This is a genomic window from Campylobacter sp. CNRCH_2007_0968H (genome assembly GCF_025773245.1).
In the GTDB taxonomy this organism is placed as follows: domain Bacteria; phylum Campylobacterota; class Campylobacteria; order Campylobacterales; family Campylobacteraceae; genus Campylobacter_D; species Campylobacter_D lari_D.
In genome coordinates, this window is sequence record NZ_JAKMTQ010000001.1 from 214,022 (window position 1) to 232,743 (window position 18,722).

General features: G+C 29.9%; 20 protein-coding genes and 1 pseudogene. 11 read left to right on the plus strand and 10 right to left on the minus strand.

The window, feature by feature from the left end:
- Both L8Y18_RS01125 and L8Y18_RS01130 read right to left on the minus strand, forming a co-directional pair.
- Positions 1-858 (minus strand): Gfo/Idh/MocA family protein, encoded by an 858-nt coding sequence (locus L8Y18_RS01125; RefSeq protein ID WP_263666129.1) that lies wholly within the window; start codon positions 856-858, stop codon positions 1-3.
- Entirely contained in the window at positions 855-1,931 is a 1,077-nt protein-coding gene (locus L8Y18_RS01130; protein ID WP_263676106.1) for a DegT/DnrJ/EryC1/StrS family aminotransferase, read from the minus strand. The genes L8Y18_RS01125 and L8Y18_RS01130 overlap by 4 nt, the downstream gene beginning before the upstream one ends.
- 108 nt (positions 1,932-2,039) lie before the next feature.
- On the opposite strand from L8Y18_RS01130, the gene alaS reads away from it, so the two are divergent.
- The 5 genes from alaS (at position 2,040) to L8Y18_RS01155 (ending at position 8,600) form a co-directional block, all read left to right on the plus strand.
- Complete coding sequence (gene alaS, locus L8Y18_RS01135; RefSeq protein WP_263676095.1) at positions 2,040-4,577, plus strand: alanine--tRNA ligase; 2,538 nt, start codon at positions 2,040-2,042, stop codon at positions 4,575-4,577.
- Complete coding sequence (gene maf, locus L8Y18_RS01140) at positions 4,577-5,119, plus strand: septum formation inhibitor Maf (RefSeq protein ID WP_263664362.1); 543 nt, start codon at positions 4,577-4,579, stop codon at positions 5,117-5,119. The genes alaS and maf overlap by 1 nt, the downstream gene beginning before the upstream one ends.
- Positions 5,119-7,050 carry a PBP1A family penicillin-binding protein gene (locus tag L8Y18_RS01145; protein WP_263664474.1) on the plus strand — a complete coding sequence of 644 codons (1,932 nt, stop codon included), beginning with the start codon at positions 5,119-5,121 and terminating at the stop codon, positions 7,048-7,050. Before maf ends, L8Y18_RS01145 begins: the two co-directional genes overlap by 1 nt.
- A gap of 84 nt (positions 7,051-7,134) precedes the next feature.
- Positions 7,135-8,028: a protein-methionine-sulfoxide reductase catalytic subunit MsrP gene (msrP, locus tag L8Y18_RS01150; protein ID WP_263676097.1), complete on the plus strand. Its 894-nt coding sequence runs from the start codon at positions 7,135-7,137 to the stop codon at positions 8,026-8,028.
- Positions 8,028-8,600 carry a sulfite oxidase heme-binding subunit YedZ gene (locus L8Y18_RS01155; RefSeq protein WP_263676099.1) on the plus strand — a complete coding sequence of 191 codons (573 nt, stop codon included), beginning with the start codon at positions 8,028-8,030 and terminating at the stop codon, positions 8,598-8,600. Before msrP ends, L8Y18_RS01155 begins: the two co-directional genes overlap by 1 nt.
- A 45-nt stretch (positions 8,601-8,645) precedes the next feature.
- Here the strand turns inward: L8Y18_RS01155 and L8Y18_RS01160 are convergent, their stop codons facing one another.
- The 4 genes from L8Y18_RS01160 to L8Y18_RS01175 form a co-directional block, all read right to left on the minus strand.
- Complete coding sequence (locus L8Y18_RS01160) at positions 8,646-9,170, minus strand: DUF2165 family protein (RefSeq protein ID WP_263666126.1); 525 nt, start codon at positions 9,168-9,170, stop codon at positions 8,646-8,648.
- 66 nt (positions 9,171-9,236) lie between these two features.
- Positions 9,237-11,357, minus strand: a complete 2,121-nt coding sequence (locus L8Y18_RS01165) for a heavy metal translocating P-type ATPase (RefSeq protein ID WP_263676100.1) — start codon at positions 11,355-11,357, stop codon at positions 9,237-9,239.
- Entirely contained in the window at positions 11,347-11,538 is a 192-nt protein-coding gene (locus tag L8Y18_RS01170) for a heavy-metal-associated domain-containing protein (protein ID WP_263661840.1), read from the minus strand. The genes L8Y18_RS01165 and L8Y18_RS01170 overlap by 11 nt, the downstream gene beginning before the upstream one ends.
- A complete protein-coding gene (locus L8Y18_RS01175) occupies positions 11,539-12,084 on the minus strand; it encodes a GNAT family N-acetyltransferase (RefSeq protein WP_263676101.1) in 546 nt (181 codons plus the stop codon).
- 80 nt (positions 12,085-12,164) lie between these two features.
- On the opposite strand from L8Y18_RS01175, the gene L8Y18_RS01180 reads away from it, so the two are divergent.
- From L8Y18_RS01180 to L8Y18_RS01205, 6 genes are all read left to right on the plus strand, one after another.
- Positions 12,165-12,872 carry a YebC/PmpR family DNA-binding transcriptional regulator gene (locus tag L8Y18_RS01180; RefSeq protein WP_039618745.1) on the plus strand — a complete coding sequence of 236 codons (708 nt, stop codon included), beginning with the start codon at positions 12,165-12,167 and terminating at the stop codon, positions 12,870-12,872.
- Positions 12,873-12,881: 9 nt separating this feature from the next.
- Positions 12,882-13,364 (plus strand): peptidylprolyl isomerase, encoded by a 483-nt coding sequence (locus tag L8Y18_RS01185; RefSeq protein WP_133318677.1) that lies wholly within the window; start codon positions 12,882-12,884, stop codon positions 13,362-13,364.
- Between the two features lie 48 nt (positions 13,365-13,412).
- Entirely contained in the window at positions 13,413-13,841 is a 429-nt protein-coding gene (locus L8Y18_RS01190) for a trehalose-6-phosphate synthase (protein WP_263676102.1), read from the plus strand.
- Positions 13,842-13,891: 50 nt separating this feature from the next.
- On the plus strand, positions 13,892-14,497 hold the full coding sequence (locus L8Y18_RS01195; RefSeq protein WP_220566899.1) for a DedA family protein: 606 nt from the start codon (positions 13,892-13,894) through the stop codon (positions 14,495-14,497).
- Between the two features lie 127 nt (positions 14,498-14,624).
- Positions 14,625-15,401: a threonine/serine ThrE exporter family protein gene (locus L8Y18_RS01200; RefSeq protein ID WP_220566900.1), complete on the plus strand. Its 777-nt coding sequence runs from the start codon at positions 14,625-14,627 to the stop codon at positions 15,399-15,401.
- Complete coding sequence (locus L8Y18_RS01205; protein WP_133318673.1) at positions 15,398-15,916, plus strand: threonine/serine exporter family protein; 519 nt, start codon at positions 15,398-15,400, stop codon at positions 15,914-15,916. Before L8Y18_RS01200 ends, L8Y18_RS01205 begins: the two co-directional genes overlap by 4 nt.
- On the opposite strand, the gene argS is transcribed toward L8Y18_RS01205, so the two are convergent.
- From argS to L8Y18_RS01225, 4 genes and pseudogenes are all read right to left on the minus strand, one after another.
- A complete protein-coding gene (gene argS, locus L8Y18_RS01210; protein WP_220566901.1) occupies positions 15,913-17,508 on the minus strand; it encodes an arginine--tRNA ligase in 1,596 nt (531 codons plus the stop codon). The two genes, L8Y18_RS01205 and argS, sit on opposite strands and share 4 nt — an antisense overlap.
- A 9-nt stretch (positions 17,509-17,517) precedes the next feature.
- Positions 17,518-17,757: a twin-arginine translocase TatA/TatE family subunit gene (locus L8Y18_RS01215; RefSeq protein WP_133318671.1), complete on the minus strand. Its 240-nt coding sequence runs from the start codon at positions 17,755-17,757 to the stop codon at positions 17,518-17,520.
- A gap of 1 nt (position 17,758) precedes the next feature.
- The gene (gmk, locus tag L8Y18_RS01220; RefSeq protein ID WP_220566902.1) at positions 17,759-18,373 is read right to left on the minus strand and encodes a guanylate kinase; all 615 of its coding nucleotides are present in this window, start codon (positions 18,371-18,373) and stop codon (positions 17,759-17,761) included.
- Positions 18,370-18,722: pseudogene (locus tag L8Y18_RS01225) on the minus strand (highly acidic protein); the annotation flags it as partial. The pseudogene L8Y18_RS01225 and the gene gmk, both read right to left, overlap by 4 nt.

An 18,722-nucleotide genomic window follows, 5' to 3' on the forward strand; every position in this document is an offset into this window, starting at 1 on the left:
TCAAACACCTTCTAAAATTTCTTGTACTCTCAAAGCATCTTCAATGCTAGCCAAATTTTCACAAACCCCATTTTGTAAAAACTCAAAAAAAGCCTCATGCTCAGCATATAAAGGAGAATTTTTATATAAATTTGGAATTTTTTGCATATTAATAAAAAGTTCAAAATTTTTAAGATCAAGTTCATAAGTATGTTTTTTACCTAAAAGTGTGATCTTTCTTATAATGCATTGTCCATTCCAACTATCATGGATATTTGCTAAAATATTTTCCAATTTTAAACCTATCATTACCTCATCTTCAAATTTATCATGATGAAAGCTTTTATAAATATTTGCTTTTAAAATTTGTTCTTGACTTAAAAATCTAACTAAGTCAATATCATGCACACTAAGATCACTTAAAACACCCACATCATTTATTCTTTGTGGATAAGGAGAAATTCTTTGTATGTTAATACTTATAATATCATCTTCTAAAAGTTTTTCTTTTAAAGTTAAAATAGCCGGATTAAATCTCTCACAAAAGCCCACCCCTACTCTGACTTTATTTTCTCTAGCTTTTTGCTCTAAAATTAAAATTTCATCTACATTTAATGCCAAAGGTTTTTCTATCAAAATATTTTTTATTTTAGGAAAAACCTTTAAAGCTATATCTAAATGCGTATGAGTAGGCGTAGCAATGATAACACCATCAAGATTTTGTGCTAAAAAATCATCAAAATTTTTATGAAAAAAGTGTTTAAATTTATCTTTACAGAAAGGATCATAAAGATGAATTTCTTTTACTTTTAAATTACGCTCGAGTTCTCTTAAATGGTTTTTACCCATTTTACCAAGGCCTATAAGCCCTATTTTCATTTAAAAGCCTCAATCACTCTAATTTGGTGTTCTTCTTTTAAAAACGCACTCATAGGTAAGGATAAAATTTCATCACTTAATAGCTCTGTATTTGGCAAATTACCTTTTTTATAAGCAAGATAATCGAAAGCTTCTTGCAAATGAAGCCCCAAAGGATAATGCACCGCAGTAGGTATACCTTGCTCTTGTAATTTTTGCATGAATTTTTCTCTATTCTTTACACGCACGCTATATTGAGCCCAAGCACTCACAAAATCATCTTTTCTTGGCGGCAAAATACAATTTTTTAAATTTTCATCATAAACTTTTGCTATTACTTCTCTTTTTTTAATCTCTTCATCTAAGTATTTTAATTTCACATTTAAAACAGCCGCTTGGATGGTATCAAGCCTTCCATTAATACCGATGTATTTATGCTTATATCTTTGCACTTGTCCATGATTTAAATAAATTTTTATTTTTTGCGCTAATTCATCATCTTGGGTAAAAATCGCCCCGCCATCTCCATAAGCACCTAAAGGCTTAGACGGAAAAAAGCTTGTGCAAGATATATCAGCTATAACACATGATTTTATACCTTTTTGACTAGCTCCAAAACTTTGCGCACTATCTTCTATCAAAGCAATGTTTTGACTTTTACAAAGTTCTTTTAAAGCAAACATATCAGGCATAAGCCCAAAAATACTCACAGCAATTATAGCTTTAGTTTTAGGCGTGATAGCACTTTGAACTTTTTCTAAACTAAGATTATAATCTTTAAAATCAATATCTACAAAAACAGGCTTAGCACCGACTAGAGCAACCATTTCAGCCGTAGCTATAAAGGTAAAACTTGGCACTATTACCTCATCATCCCTACCCACACCCAAAGCCATCAAGGCTAAAAATAACGCGCTTGTGCCACTTGAACAGCCTATTGCATATTTAACACCTACATATTTAGCCAAATTATTTTCAAATTCTTCTAATTTTGCACCACCTATAAAAGAGGTGCTTTGTAAAACTTCACCAATAGCCTCATCGATTTCATTTTTATAAGCATTATATTGAGCATTTAAGTCTATAAAAGGAATTTTCATTATATTAACCTTATAAATTTAAAATCATGATTATAAGATAGTTTTACTTAATTTAAAGTATTTTTGGTATTATTTTAAGCAAAAAACTAGCTAGGAAAATCTATGGATATAAGAAAAGAATATTTAGAATTTTTTAAATCAAAAGGACATGAAATCACTCCTTCAAGCCCTTTGGTGCCTGATGATGCAACTTTACTTTTTACTAATGCAGGTATGGTACCTTTTAAAAGCATATTTACCGGAGAAGTACCACGCCCTAATCCTCCGCGTAAAACAAGCTGTCAAACTTGTATAAGAGCTGGTGGAAAACATAATGACTTAGACAATGTAGGCTATACGGCAAGACATCATACTTTCTTTGAAATGCTTGGGAATTTTAGTTTTGGAGATTATTTTAAAGCACAAGCCATTGCTTATGCTTGGGAATTCGTAACTGAAGTTTTAAAATTACCTAAAGAAAGATTATATGTAACCGTTCATGAAAGTGATGATGAAGCATATGAGCTTTGGCAAAAACATATAGAAAAAGAAAGAATTTATAAATTTGGCGATAAAGATAATTTCTGGCAAATGGGCGATACTGGACCATGCGGGCCTTGTAGTGAAATTTTTTATGATCAAGGCGCTGAGCATTTTAATTCTAGTGAAGATTATATGGGTGGAGATGGAGATAGGTTCTTAGAAATTTGGAACCTAGTTTTTATGCAGTATGAAAGAAGTGCAGATGGAACGCTTACTCCATTACCAAAACCAAGTATTGATACAGGCATGGGGCTTGAAAGAGTTAGTGCTATAAAAGAAGGAAAATTTAGTAATTTTGATAGTTCTTTGTTTATGCCTATTATTGAGAGTATTGCAAAACTTTGCGATAAAACTTATACTTATGAAAGCGGAGCTAGTTATAGAGTAATTGCTGATCATATAAGATCAAGTGTATTTTTACTTGCTCAAGGAGTTGGGTTTGATAAAGAAGGCAGGGGCTATGTTTTAAGAAGAATTATGCGTCGTGCCTTAAGACATGGATATTTGTTAGGTCTTAAAAGAGCTTTTATGTATGAGCTTGTAGATGTAGTTTGTGAGTTAATGGGTAGGCATTATACTTACTTAAATGAAAAAAAAGAATTTATTAAAGAACAAATCAAACTAGAAGAAGAAAGATTTTTAAGCACTATTGAAAATGGTATAGAAATTTTTAACGAAGAACTTAAAAAAACTAAAGATATTTTTAGTGGTGAAGTAGCTTTTAAACTTTATGATACTTATGGTTTTCCGCTTGATTTAACCCAAGATATGCTAAGAGAAAAAAATCTTAGTATAGATGAGGCTAAATTTAATGAGCTTATGCAAGAACAAAAAGATAGAGCTAAGGCTTCTTGGAAAGGAAGTGGGGATAAAGCAGTTAGCGGGGACTTTAAAGTTTTATTAGAAAAATTTGGCAAAAATGCTTTTAGTGGCTATGAAAATTATGAAGAAAAAACTAAAATCATGGCTATTTTGGATGAAAATTTTAAAATCACAACCGAAGCTAAGGCAGGAGATATAGCGTGGTTAATGCTTGAAAAAACTCCATTTTATGCAACAAGTGGAGGGCAAAGTGCTGATATAGGCTTTATCAATGAAAATGAGGTTTTAGATACACAAAAATTCTTTGATATTAATCTTAGTCAAGTGAAATTAAAACAAGATCTTAAAACAAACGATGAAGTGTTAGCTTGCATAGATACTAAAAAAAGAGAACAAATCGCAAGACATCATAGTGCGACACATTTATTACACCATGCTTTAAGAGAAATTCTTGGCTCACACATTAGCCAAGCAGGTTCTTTGGTAGAACATAATAAATTAAGATTTGATTTTACTCATCCAAAGGCTCTAAATAAAGAAGAATTAAAGCAAATAGAAGCTTTGGTAAATACTTACATCATGCAAGCAAATGAAGCTAAAATTGAAATTTTAGCTTTAGATGAAGCTAAAAAAAGTGGTGCAATAGCTTTATTTAGTGAAAAATATCAAGAAAAAGTAAGAGTTTTAACCCTAGGAGCTAGCAAAGAGCTTTGCGGTGGTACTCATGTGAAAAATAGCTCTGAAATAGGAAGTTTTTACATCATCAAAGAAAGTGGTGTTAGTGCTGGGGTTAGAAGGATAGAAGCGGTGGTAAGTAAAGCTGCACTTGATTATGTTAGTGAAAATTTAAAAGAGCTAAACCAAGTTAAAGAAGAGTTAAAAACTCATGATATTTTAAGCTATGTAGCAAAATTAAAAAATGAAATAGCTGGTTTAAAAAATGAATTAAAAAATTCAAGCAAAGCAGAATTAAATTCTAAAGAACTAAATGGCATTCAATATTGTGTACAAAAAATAGATAGTGGTGATATAAAAACTATGATAGATGAGTTTAAAAACAAATTTAACAAAGCTGTAATTTTACTTTTACAAGAAAAAGAAGGTAAGATTATCATAGCAGCAGGTGTTAAAGACACTTCGTTAAAAGCTGGTGTTTTGGTAAAAGAAATTGCACAAATGCTTGGTGGAAACGGTGGCGGTAGAGATGATTTTGCAACAGCTGGCGGTAAAGATACAAGTAAAATAGAACAAGCGCTTGATCATGCTAGAAAAATCATAGAAGAAAGTCTTGCTTAATGCTTTATTTAGCTTCAAGTTCGCCTTCACGCGTTGCTTTATTAAAAGAAGCAAATATCACTTTTGAGCAAATTATTATCGATTATGATGAGAGTTTAATAAAAAAAGATAATCCAAGCTCTTATGTGCAAAAAATTGTTTTAGAAAAAGAAAGACAATTTTTTACAAAATATCCTGACTTAAAAAATGTTTTATTTGCTGATAGCATAGTTTGTGCTCAAAATATCATTCTAACTAAAGCTAAAAGCGACAATGAGGCTTTTAATATGCTCAATTTGCAAAGTGGCAAAAGCATTAGCGTTTTAAACGCGATGATTTTAGTTTTAGAAGATAAAAAGATTTTTAATCTTAGCAAGTGTGATTTGATCTTAGATAAATTTGATTTAAAAGATATGCAAGAATACATTGATTCAAAACTTTATCAAGGTAAAGCCGGTGCTGTGATGTGTGAGGGATTTCATAAAAAATACATTAAAAAAATCATAGGCCATCAAAGTACAGCACTAGGGCTTAATATAGAACTTTTGAAAGCATTTTTATGATAAAAATTTTAAAAATATTTCTTTCTTTTTGTATAGTATGTATGGTTGGAGTTTTTATATTTATTGCATATTTGTTTTCTGATTCTGATTTAAATCAATACACCTTTAAAGATTACAAACCGCCTCTTACAACACAAATTTTTGATAAAAATGGAAAATTAGTTGCAAATGTTTTTGAGCAACACCGCTTTTATGCTCCTTATGAAGAACTTCCACCAAGACTTATAGAAGCTTTGGTAGCCATTGAAGATACTAGCTTTTTTGAACATGGTGGGGTTAATATAGATGCAATTTTTAGAGCAGCTATTAAAATCATAAGAAGCGGTGGAAAAACCATGGAAGGAGCTTCCACTCTTACTCAACAATTCATAAAAAATACAGAATTAACTCCTGAGCGTACTTTGAGCAGAAAGCTAAAAGAAGCTTTGCTTGCATATAAGATAGAAAGTACTTTAACTAAAGAGCAAATTTTAGAAAGATATTTAAATTTCATCTTCTTTGGACATGGATATTATGGAGTAAAAACTGCTGCGCTTGGGTATTTTAGAAAAAATTTAGATGAGCTTAGCTTAAAAGAAATTGCCATTTTGGTAGGTATGCCAAAGGCTCCAAGTACTTATGATCCTACTAGACATTTAGATCTTTCTTTAGCTAGAGCAAATAGCGTAGTACAAAGGATGTATAATCTTGGTTGGATTTCTAAAGAAGAGTATGAAAATGCCTTAAAAGAAATTCCAAAAGTATATGATGATACCTTAACACAAAATGCAGCTCCTTATGTAACTCAAGAAGTTTTAAAACAACTAAGCGGGATTAAAGACTTAAAAAGTGGTGGCTACAAAATAGAACTTGCCATTGATCTTGATGTGCAAAATATTGCAAGAGAAGCCTTAAAATTTGGCTATGATGAAATAGTTAAAAGAGATAAAGATGCAAATTTAAGCACACTCAATGGAGCTATGATAGTAGCAAATCATCAAAATGGAGACATTTTAGCCTTAGTTGGCGGGGTAAATTACACAAAAAGTAATTTCAACCGCGCCACTCAAAGCTTAAGACAACCGGGGAGTTCTTTTAAGCCTTTCTTATATCAAATTGCCATTGACATGGGCTATTCTCCTATGAGTAAGGTTGCTGATATTTCAAGAATTTTTGAAAGTACTAAAAAAGATGAGAAAGATTGGAAACCTAAAAATTATGGTGGAAAATTTCTAGGACTCATAAGTTTAAAAGAAGCGCTAACTGGCTCAAGAAACCTAGCTACCATAAATTTAGCTCTTGCCCTAGGACTTGATGTAATCCACGATAAGCTTCAATTTATGGGCTTTGAAAACATACCGGTTGATTTATCTATAGTTTTGGGTAGCTTTGGAATTTCCATTTATGATTATGCTAAACTTTACACGGTATTTGGAAACTATGGTGTGCAAAAAGACTTATTACTCATTAAAAGAGTAATCGATAAAAATGGTAAAATAGTAGTAGAATTTAATTCCGGAGAAAGAAAAATCAGCGAACCTGAACAAGCCTTTTTAGTCAATGATATGATGCAAAATGTTGTAAAAAAAGGCACTGGGCGTAATGCTAGAGTAGAAGGGATTGAAATAGCTGGAAAAACAGGCACTTCAAATAAAAGCATTGATGCGTGGTTTTGTGGCTTAACTCCTGAAATAGAAGCTATCATTTGGTATGGAAATGATGATAATAAGCCTATGAAACAAATAGAAGGTGGGGCAAGAACTGCTGCGCCGGTTTTTAAAGAATTTTTAACAAAATACTTAGAACTTTATCCTGATAGCGCTAGAAAATTTATCATCCCAAAAGGGGTTTATCAAGGAATTTATGAAAAACAAAGAGAGTACTATACCAATACTTCTCCATTTCCAAAAAACAACCCTGCTCTATCTGAAAATAATGAGGTAATTTTTTAAAAATATTTTTTATAAAATAATAAAAATTATCCTTCTATTTTCCTTTATATGTTTTAATATCACAAAATATATAAAGGATGCTTCATGAATATCACAAACGAACAATTATATAACAAAAGACGCCATTTTTTAAAACTAGGTGCTGGAGCTTTAGTTAGTTCAGCTTTAGTTCAATCTGAATTAATGGCATTAAATTTCTTTCCTGATCCTAACAATGAAAAATTAAATTTAAGTGAAGAAAAAATTGCAACTAATTATGTTAATTTTTATGAATTTTCTACTGATAAAAAAAGAGCTGTTGAGCTTGCAAAAAATTTCAACACAAATGGTTGGAAAATAGAAGTTAGCGGGGAAGTTGAAGAACCTTTGACTTTAACTATGCAAGATTTATTGGCTTTTCCATTAGAAGAGAGAATTTATAGATTTCGCTGTGTTGAAACTTGGTCCATGGTGGTGCCTTGGGTTGGTTTTGAATTGCGTGCTTTAATAGAAAAATGTAAAATTAAAAGTGAGGCTAAATTTATAAAATTTACCACTCTTTTTGATAAAAATCAATTTGCTGATCAAGCCTCATTTTTTCCAACTCTTGATTATCCTTATGTAGAGGGCTTAAGATTAGATGAGGCTATGCACCCACTAACACTTATGGCTGTGGGCATGTATAAAAAGCCTTTATTAGGACAAAATGGAGCACCAATTCGCCTTGTAGTTCCATGGAAGTATGGCTTTAAAAGTATAAAATCTATTGTAAAAATAGAATTTACCAAAGAACAACCTAAAAGCACATGGGAGTTAGCAAACCCTAGAGAATATGGATTTTATGCTAATGTTAATCCAAATGTCTCTCACCCAAGATGGTCTCAAGCAAACGAGCGTCCTTTGGGGGATTTTTTCACTAAGCCTACGCAAATGTTTAATGGCTATGAAAAAGAAGTAGCGCATTTGTATAAAGATATGGATTTAAAGGTTAATTTTTAATGAGCAAAAAAGTTTATAATATCAGTGGATTTTTAGCTTTTGTTTTAAGTATTGTTTTTAGTGTTTATCAAATCATGCAAGAATTTGATATTGTAAAATCTGTATATTTTTATAGTGGTGTATTTGGCTTAATCTTTTTTGGATTAAGCCTATTTTTTTCACTTTTAAAGTATAAACACACAAAAGATTACCCTAAATTTTTAGGTTTTTATGCATTTTTTTGGGCTTTGATTCACTTTTTTAATTACTTTGCTTTTAGTAAAAATTTAGATTTAATGCTTTTTTTCAAAGATACTTTTAGTAAAAATTTAGAATTTAGTGGTTTTATAAGCTTTTTCACACTCACACTTATGTTTATAAGCTCATTTAAGCTTTTTAAAAAATTAAGTAAGATAAGAAAATTTGGCTATTTTTGCTTTTTACTAGTATCTTGGCATTATTTTTTATCTGCAAAAATACCGCAAATTCCACATTTTTTAGCACTGAGCCTAGCTTTAATTCTCTTATTTTTTAAATTATGGAATAATTACAAAAAAAGAAGAAATAAATATTTACAAGCTCAATCATTATAAAAACATTTTATATTTTCCACAAACCCTCAACAGAGAGTTTGTGATTTAATCATCGTTTTTAATACTAATATAAACTAACGCTAAAAGCATATAGGTTACTAATCTAGTAGCATCAGGCAAACCATTCCAAGTTTTACTCATCCACATGCCAAACCACTCTGCAGCCACCACTTGAAAACCAAAAAACCATAACAAACAACAACAAGTTAAAGCAATGATTCCAAATTTTTTAGCTTCATGGAAAGTTTTTGCATCTAAATTTCTTGCTTTAAACATATCTAAAGCACCTTTTAAAGCAGTCAGCATAATAAAAGCTTCAAAACAAATAATAAAGATATAGGCAATATGATGAATCGTAGAATTTGTAATAGCCCTATAAACAATAGCATTACCTAAATAATCAGGCTTAGTATCCATACTCATAACATGTTTTACAAACTGAAAATTTGAATTATAATCAGTTATATTACCAAAAACAACAATAGCAGCCAAAGAGGCAACGGTAAGCAAGATAATCATTTTAGAATATCTTATTACACTCATCATAGAAAAACTACAATTGCAATTCATTAAATACTCCTTTTTGTTAAAGTTATATTAATATAATACAACAAATATTAAATAAAACTGAAATATCTAACGCAATCTTAAAGAATTGACTACAACCGTTACCGAACTAAAACACATTGCTAAAGCTGCCAAATGCGGACTAAGACTTATAAATGGCACAAGACCTGCCGCAATGGGAATACATAAAGCATTGTAAACAAAAGCCCAAAAAAGATTAAGTTTGATGATATTTTTAGTTCTTTGAGAAAGCTCAAAACAATAAGCTATTAAAGATAAATCATCTTTTATCAAAATCAAATCTCCGCTTTTTTTAGCAAGCTCACTTGCTTTAGAAAAACTTATGCTTGCGCTAGCTAAATTTAAAGCAGGAGCATCATTGATACCATCTCCTATAAAAAGAACTTTTTCTTTTTTGATTTTTTCTTTTATGAAATCAAGTTTTTGCTCAGGTTTTAAATCAGAATAATATTCATCAACATTAAGTTCATTTGCTATTTTAGTAACACTTTTTTTATTATCACCACTTAAAATAATACTTTTTATACCTTTTTGCTTTAAATTTGCTATCAAATTTTTAGCTTCGTTTTTAAGTTCATTTTTTAAACAAACCCCGCCAAGACAAATATTATTTTTTGCAAAATACAAACATATAGGTGCTTGATCTTCAAATTCTTGCAAAAATTGCTTGCTTTTTTGTATATCAACACTATTTTCAAGCATTAATTTTTCATTGCCTATTAAATATTTATCATCATTTTCCTCATAAAGCAAACCACTACCCACTAAAACACTTAATTTTCCTTGTAAATTTAAATTTACATTCAATTTTTTAGTAAAAGCCTTTGCGATTGGATGTGAGCTTAAATTTTCAATTTGCGTGAGTTTTTGAAAATTTTCTTGAGTTAGATCATACTTATAAACACTTAAATCATCTTGACTTAAAGTGCCTGTTTTATCAAAAATAGCAAGTTTTATACTAGCTAAATTCTCTAATACCGCTGGATTTTTTACTAAGATAAAATTTCTTGCACCATTTGCTAAAGCACTAACTATGGCTATAGGGGTTGCTAAGCCCAAAGCGCAAGGACAAGAGATTAAAAGAGTGGCACAAGCATGTAAAAATGCTGCGTTGACTCCTTCTTTAAAATACCAAAAAACAAACACAAAAAGCGATAAAACAATAATACAAGCTACAAAATAAGCTGAAATTTTATTAGCTAAATTTGCTAAAGGTGTTTTGATATTGCCTGCTTTAAAAACAAGATCTTTAATTTGTTCTAATGAGCTTTCAATCGCCTTTTTACTAGCTTTAATTTTTAAGCTTCCATTAATCAACACACTTCCTGCTAGAATTTCATCATTTTGTTTTTTCAAAAGTGGTAAAAATTCTCCTGTTAAAAAACTCACATCAACCTCAGCCTCGCCTGCTATAATCACCCCATCAACAACAACGCTTTCACCCTCTTTCACTAAAATCACATCATTTTCTTTTACAAAAGCACTAGGTATGCTTTTTATACTTGCATCTTCTAAGATTATATTAGCTTTTTTAATATCTATATTTTTTAGTTTGTTTTGATATTCTAAGGATTTAAATTTAGCCTTTTCTTCTAAGTATTTACCTAATAAAACAAAGCTTACAATCATCGCTCCGCCACTAAAATACAAATAACCATCTTTACTAAATACCTCAAAATACACAAAAAAAGAATATATAAAAGAAGTAAAAGCTCCTAAAGATATCAAGGTATTCATATCTAAATTTTTATGTTTTAATCCTTTAAGAGCGTGGATAAAAAAACCTTTTCCGCAATAAAAAATCGCTATCATAGATAAAAACATTTGAATTAAAGCAGAAACATTTCCTTGAACAAACATTTCAAAATACATCACAATAGAGCTTAAAATTATACTCATAATAAGCTTTGTTTTCATATTTTTAAGCTCTTTGAGTTTAAATTCGTATAAATTTTGCTCTTCTTGTAATATTTCAAAACCCAAAGCCTTAATTTTTTCTTTGATCTTTGCTTCTAAAGATAAATCTTTAAGCAAAAACACTCCACTAGAATTGACATAAGAAACACTTACATCTTCTACCCCATCAATTTTTGCACAAACTTTTTCTATAGCATTAGAGCAATTAACACAAGTCATATTGCCTATTTTTAACTTTAACTCATGCTTCATCTATCTCAAAACCTAAATCTTGCAATTGTTTTTTAAACTCTTCAACTTGCTCTGCTTTTAAATCAATCTCTATGCTTTTATTTTCAACACTTATTTGCATAGCACCAAATTCATCTTCCAATGAAGCTTTGATTAAATTTACACAACTTTGACAATTAATATTTTTAGTTTTTATAATCATTTATTCTCCTTTTTCTCTGTATTCATATTTATGAGCGTGAAAAATTTTATTTTTTATAAATTTAAAACCCATTTTTTCATAAAGCATTTTTGCATTTATATTTTCATCTTCTACGATTAATGAAAGCTTTTTACCATTTTTCAAAGCTTCATTGAAGGCATATTCAATCAATTTCTTAGCAATACCTTTCCCTCTTGCCTTTTCATCTACGCAAATACTATCTAAATAAAACTCATTATCACATTCTTTTAAAACTTTTTCATTAATTCCTAAAAATTCTAAATGCTCATTGAAAGGCTTATCTAGCTCATCTGCCAAAGCCCCATCATAAAAACAAATCACACCTAAAATTTCATTATCTTCTTCATAAACATATATATTTTCATAGCTTAAACGATTATTTTCATGAGTGAAGAAATTTTCTAAAACCTCTATGGCTTTTTGATGATCATTATAGCCACTAAGTTTATATATAAAATGATCCATTGCCAAAGCAAGCAATTGTATACATTTTTTAACATCATCTTTCCTAGCTTTTCTGATCACTCTTTTGCTCCTTTAAAATCAAATTTAGACTTCTTAGTTTATACTTTTAACTTTAAAACAATATAAGAAAGAGAGGATTTATGGGAAGAGCGTTTGAATATCGCAGAGCCTCTAAAGAAGCAAGATGGGATAAAATGAGCAAACTTTTTCCAAAACTTGCAAAGGCTATACAAGTAGCAGCAAAAGAAGGCGGAGCTGATCCTGATATGAACCCAAAGCTTCGTAGTGCCATAGCTACTGCAAAAGCTAATAATATGCCAAAAGACAATATCGATGCAGCTATTAAAAGAGCAAGTGGAAAAGATAGTGCTGATATTAAAAATATCCACTATGAGGGAAAAGCAGCACATGGGGCTTTAATCATTGTTGAGTGTATGAGTGATAATCCTACACGCACAGTGGCTAATGTAAAAGCAATTTTTAGCAAAAATGGTGGAGAAATTTTGCAAAATGGCTCTTTGACTTTTATGTTTTCACACAAAGCTGTTTTTCATCTTGAAAAATATGATGGAGATTTAGAAGAACTTGAGCTTGAACTTATTGATGCAGGACTTGAAGAACTTGAGCAAAATGAAGAGGAATTACTAATTATAGGTGATTACACTGCTTTTGGTGAGCTTAGTAATGCCATAGAAAAAAAAGGCTTAGTGCTTAAAAAAGCAGGACTTGAATATCTTGCTAATAACCCCGTAAGCTTTAGCGAAGAGCAACTTCTTGATATTGAAAAATTGCTTGATAAATTAGAAGATGATGATGATGTACAAGCAGTTTATACCAACATAGAATAGGAGCAAAAAATGCTTAAAAAAATCGACATAAAAGATGCAAAAAAATACAATTTTGCTATCATTAGCACCGAAAAAGGTGATATGAAATTAGAATTATTTCCCGATGAAGCACCACAAACTGTGTGTAATTTTGCTAATTTAGCTAATGAAGGTTTTTATGATGAGCTTGTTTTTCACCGTGTGATTCCAAATTTTGTAATACAAGGTGGTTGTCCTTATGGTATAGGTTCAGGTGGTCCTGGTTATGAGATAGAATGTGAATGTGACGATCAAAAACACAAACATTTAAGAGGTAGTTTATCTATGGCTCATGCTGGTAGAGATACAGGTGGTTCACAATTTTTTATTTGTCACAGCCCGCAACCTCATTTAGATGGAGTGCATACTATCTTTGGACAAATCAATCCTGAAGACAAAGAAAGTTTAGAAGTACTAGATAGCATTAGAGCAGGAGATAAAATCAAAACTATCCAAATTTTAGAAAAACTTTAATTTTACATCTCCTTAAAATTGTGCTATGATTTTTTAAGGAGATTAGTTATGCATTTTATTTTTATTTGTATTCATCTTATCTGTGCTATATTTTTTATAGCCTATGTGTTTTTTGATGTTTGTGTTTATTGCTTTGCTTATAAACACGAAAGCAAAGAAGATTGCGATAAAATTAAAAAAGCCTATACCAAGTCAAGTATTTTTATTTTTGCTAGTATTTTTATCTTACTTTTATTGAGTGGTTTTTATCTTTTAAGTTTTTATGAATTTAATTCTTTTTGGGATTTTTTTGCAAGCAATTTTGGAGTATTTTTATTTATCAAGCTTTTGCTACTAATAACAATGTTAGCTTTAACTTGTTATTCTTTGTTTTTTATAAAAATTTTAAAAAGAAAAGATCCTTTAAAATCTCACTTGATTGCATTGATTTTATGCATTTTAATAGCCATTTGTGCAAAAGCCATGCTATATTTTTAAAACATTAAAACTAAATTTATATCATTAGTTTAAAAAATTAAAGGGTGTTTATGCTTGGAGATATTATAGATTTTTTACTTACTCTTGCAAAAGATTGGGGTTATTGGGGGATTATCTTTCTTATGTTTATAGAAAGCTCCTTTTTTCCTTTTCCTAGTGAAGTAGTCATGATACCTGCTGGATATTTAGCTCATCAAAACGAACTTAACTTTTGGCTATGTCTACTTTGTGGGACTTTTGGAGCTCTTTTGGGTGCTTTATTAAATTATTACTTATGTTATTTTTTAGGGCGTAATGTTATTTTAAAAATATGTAAATATTTTGGAGTTAATGAAACAAAATTTGCTCAGTTTGAAGCCTTTTTCAATAAACATGGTGAAATATCAACATTTAGCGGTAGATTAATCCCTGGATTGCGTCAATACATTTCTTTACCTGCTGGACTTGCAAGAATGAATTTGAAAAAATTTATATTTTATACTAGTTTGGGAGCTGGAATTTGGTGTTTGATTTTACTTATATTAGGTTATATTTTAGGTAAAAATGAAGACTTACTTAAAGAATATCTACATTTTGTTATTATTGCTTGTATTATTTTTATAAGTATGCTTTTAGCTATCTATATTTATATACAAAAAAAGAAAAATCACACTTAATTTTTTTTAACTTCCTTAAATTACCTAGTGCATACATTTTTAATATTTTTACAAAAATATTTTAAATTTATAAGATTTTATATTTTAATTTTGATAAAATCTTTAAAAACTATTTTAAAGAATATTTATGCAAAAACCATCAATTCAAAATTTAACTAATTTTTTAATCGAATATATTAGCGTTTTTCTAAGTGCAGGAACTTACACAGCAAGAGTAGCAAAATGCGTTGGAAGGATAGCTAATGCGTATGGTTATGAAATTAATATGAATTTTTTCTTTCATCATACTACGCTAAATATTTTTGATAAAGATGACAATTCTATACAAAGAACCTACATTATACCTAACAAACACAATCATATTAATTTTAAACTTATTTTAGAACTTAGTGCATTAAGTTGGCAAATTCATGATCATAAATATAACCTAGAAGAAGCCAAAATTTCTCTTTTAAAACTCAAACAAACCAAAAGAAATCCTTTTTTAGCTAATTTATTTTTAGTTTCAGCAGCAAATTCGGCCTTTTGTAAGCTATTTGGGGGAGATTTTTATGGATGTTTATTTGTATTTTTAGCTACTTTGGTTGGTTTTAGTTTGAGAGTTTTACTCACTAGAATAAAAATTGATTTAAGAATTCAATATATTTTTTGCTCTTTTTTATCTTCTTTTATTGTGTTTTTTGGAGTGGATTTAAAGCTTATACAAGAAGCAAATATTGCTTTGGGTTCTAGTATCTTGTATTTAATACCTGGAGTTTATTTTATAAACTCAATTATAGATATTTTAAAAGATCACATACTTATGGGTTTTAGTCGTATTATTAGTGTGGCGATATTGGTATGCTGTATTGCTATTGGAATTTATACCACTCTTAGCATTAGTGACTTTGGAATTTTAAGATGATTGATTATTCTTCTATACTTTGGGATATGTTTTTTGCAGCTTTAACAGGATTTGGTTTTGCTTATGTGTGTAATCCGCCCTTTAAAACACTCATACTTTCAGCCATATTAGCCGCCATAGCACATGGTATGCGTTTTACTCTAATGGGGTATTTTGGCTTTCAAACTTTAGCTATTGCGACCTTTATAGCTTCTTTTAGCATAGGTTGTCTTGGTTTGTTTTTGGCTAAGATTTTTAAAACACCTGCTGAAATTATAGCTTTTCCTGCTCTTATCCCTATGATACCCGGAATTTACGCATACAAAGCTATATTGTATTTGATTTCTTTTATACGCTCAGAGGATATTGGCGAAAAAACTAATTTTTTGATTCATTTTTTTGATTATTTCTTTACAACACTTTCGGTAACATTAGCTCTAGCAGTAGGAGTAAGCATAACCTTGCTTTTATTTTTTGAACAAAGCTTTATGATGACAAGAAGTATTAAAAAAAGCAAAAATCACGATCAAAATTAATCGTGATTCATTTTATTCTTTGCCTCTATTCCCATGAGTGCAAAAGCTGTTTTAATACTCAAGGCACATATGGCAAAAAGTTTTAAAAGCTCATCTTCATTGCTTGAGCCAACAACTTTATTTTCATTATAAAATTTATGAAATAAAGAGGCTAAATTTTTTAAATAATCAGGAATTTTTTGCAAGGCTCTTGATTCGAATGCATCATTAAGTACTGCTTTTAAATTTAAGCTTTCAAACAAAAGATTCATACCATCTTCATTTAAACTCTCAAATTTAGCATATATAACATCATTTACACTCTTACCTGCTTTGGCAAATACTTGATGAATTCTCGCATGAGCATAATTAATATAATACACAGGATTAGAGCTATCTTCTTTTTTAAACTCATCTACATCAAATTCCAAATGCGTATCACATTTTTTACTGATAAAAATATATCTTAGCACATCACTACCAAGTTCTTCTAAAACATCACCCATTAAAATGAAATTTCCTGCTCTTTTACTCATCTTATAAGGCTCGCCATTTTTTAAGAGTGAAACCATTTGTGCTAAGATAATTTCAAGATTTTGACTATCATGACCTAAAAATTCCATAGCAGCTTTCATTCTAGCAATATAGCCGTGATGATCAGCCCCCCATATATTGATACACTTATCATAACCACGACTCATTTTATCTTTATGATAAACTATATCAGCAGCTAGATAAGTTCCTTTTCCATTATCTTTAATAATCACACGATCTTTTTCATCACCTTTAGCACTTGATGCAAGCCATATTTTACCATCTTGCTCATAAGTACCACCATGCTCTTTTAAGGCTTTTAAAGTATTTTCTAATTCACTATAATAGCTTGTTTCACTCACATAAGTATCAATAAATATCTTAGCATCGGCTAAATTTTGCTTAATAATTTTTAGCATTTTATCCTTAGCCCAAAGCGCTAATTGTGGAATATTTCCTTCTATAAAAAAATCTTTTTCAAATTCAGCAAAAGCCTCTTTTGCTACATCTACGATATATTCACCTTTATAATACTCATCAGGATATCGAACTTGCTCTTTTAAACAATGCTCTTTTACTGCAAGCAATATAGAAAGACCCAAAAGATAAATTTGATTACCCGCATCATTAACATAATATTCTGTATCAAATTTATATCCTAAATGTCTAGCAACCCTAGTTAAAGTATCACCAAAAATAGCCCCTCTAGCATGCCCTATGTGTAAAGGTCCTGTTGGATTTGCACTAACATATTCAAGTAAAAAACTCTGCTCTTTTTTTTCATCTTTTGCAAAATTTTCACTATCACTCAAAGCTTGCGTAGCCAAAGAATTTAAAAAAGCCTTTGAAAGCTTAAAATTTACATAACCATTTAAAGCCTCTACACTTTCAAAACAATCACAATCTTTTAACTTAGCAACAATATCATTAGCAATTATTATAGGGTTTTGCCTTAATTCTTTAGCTAAAGAAAAAGCCAAAGGTGTAGCAAAATGGGCTAAATTTTTATTCTTAGGATTTTCTAAGATAAAATCTCTTCCTAGTTTCTCTTTAATTTCTTTATAAACTAAAGTTTTCAACGTATCGCCTTAAGCTTTTTTTGTTTCTTCATTATTTTCTTTTACTAGCACATCTTTTTCGTTGATTTTTTCAATTTTTTGTGCATCTTCTTGAACGATTTTTTTATCATCATCAGTATTCATTTCATCTTTAAAAGTTTTAATACCTTTTCCTAAACCTTTAGCAAGCTCTGGAATTTTTTTAGCACCAAAAAGTAATACTACAATAAGTAATATAATTAACCATTGGGTTCCACTTGGCATATGCATTTTATTCTCCTTTATTCCATTGAATTTGAATTTGTTTTAAATCATGTTTTGTACTTTTTAATTTTGAAGCTTCAAAAACTGCTTCTAGCTCCCTATAACTTTTTTCTAGATCATCATTTATGATTAAAAAATCATATCGATCCAAATAAGCCATTTCATCACTAGCATTTTCTAATCTTTTGCTAATATCTTCTATTTTATCAGTATTTCGCTTAAGCAATCTTTTTTCAAGTTCTTTTTTATCTTTAGTTGTGATAAATACAGAAGTAATATAATTAGGCATTTTTTCTTTAGCTATGCAAAAGCCTTGCACATCTATATCAAAAATGACACTTTTACCCTCTTGCAATGCTTTTTTTACAGGAATTAACGATGTACCATAGTAATTTTTATGCACTAAAGCCCATTCTAAAAAATCACCTTTTTCTATACCTTGTTTAAATTCTTCTTCACTGATAAAAAAATAATCTACTCCATTTTTTTCATTTTCCCTAGGAGCTCTTGTTGTGCTTGAAATAGAAAAATAAATATTATCTTTTTCTTTAAAAAGTTTTTGAAGCAAGGTACTCTTACCTGCTCCACTTGGCCCTGAAATAATTAAAATTTGACCGCTCAATGTTTATCCTCATCAAAGCTTATATTGATGTTTATATTCATCTTCATACCTTTCAAGGCTGCCTTTAAAGTATCATCAGTAATACTTGAAGTAATGGTTTGAGCTATACTCTTACTAAGCTCATTTACCATTTCATCTTCTTGTAAATTTTCTATTTTTTCTTGAGTGCTTAATCTATTTTCTTCTTTCTTTTCTACAATAGCTGGAGCAAGCTCTTCGCCTAAAGCCAACATAATATCATTTTCATTTAAATTTGCAAACTCATCTTGTGTATCGTCTAAAATTTCGCTCATATTTTCCTCTATATTTTCCTCTATATTTTCCTCTATATTTTCCTCTATATTTTCCT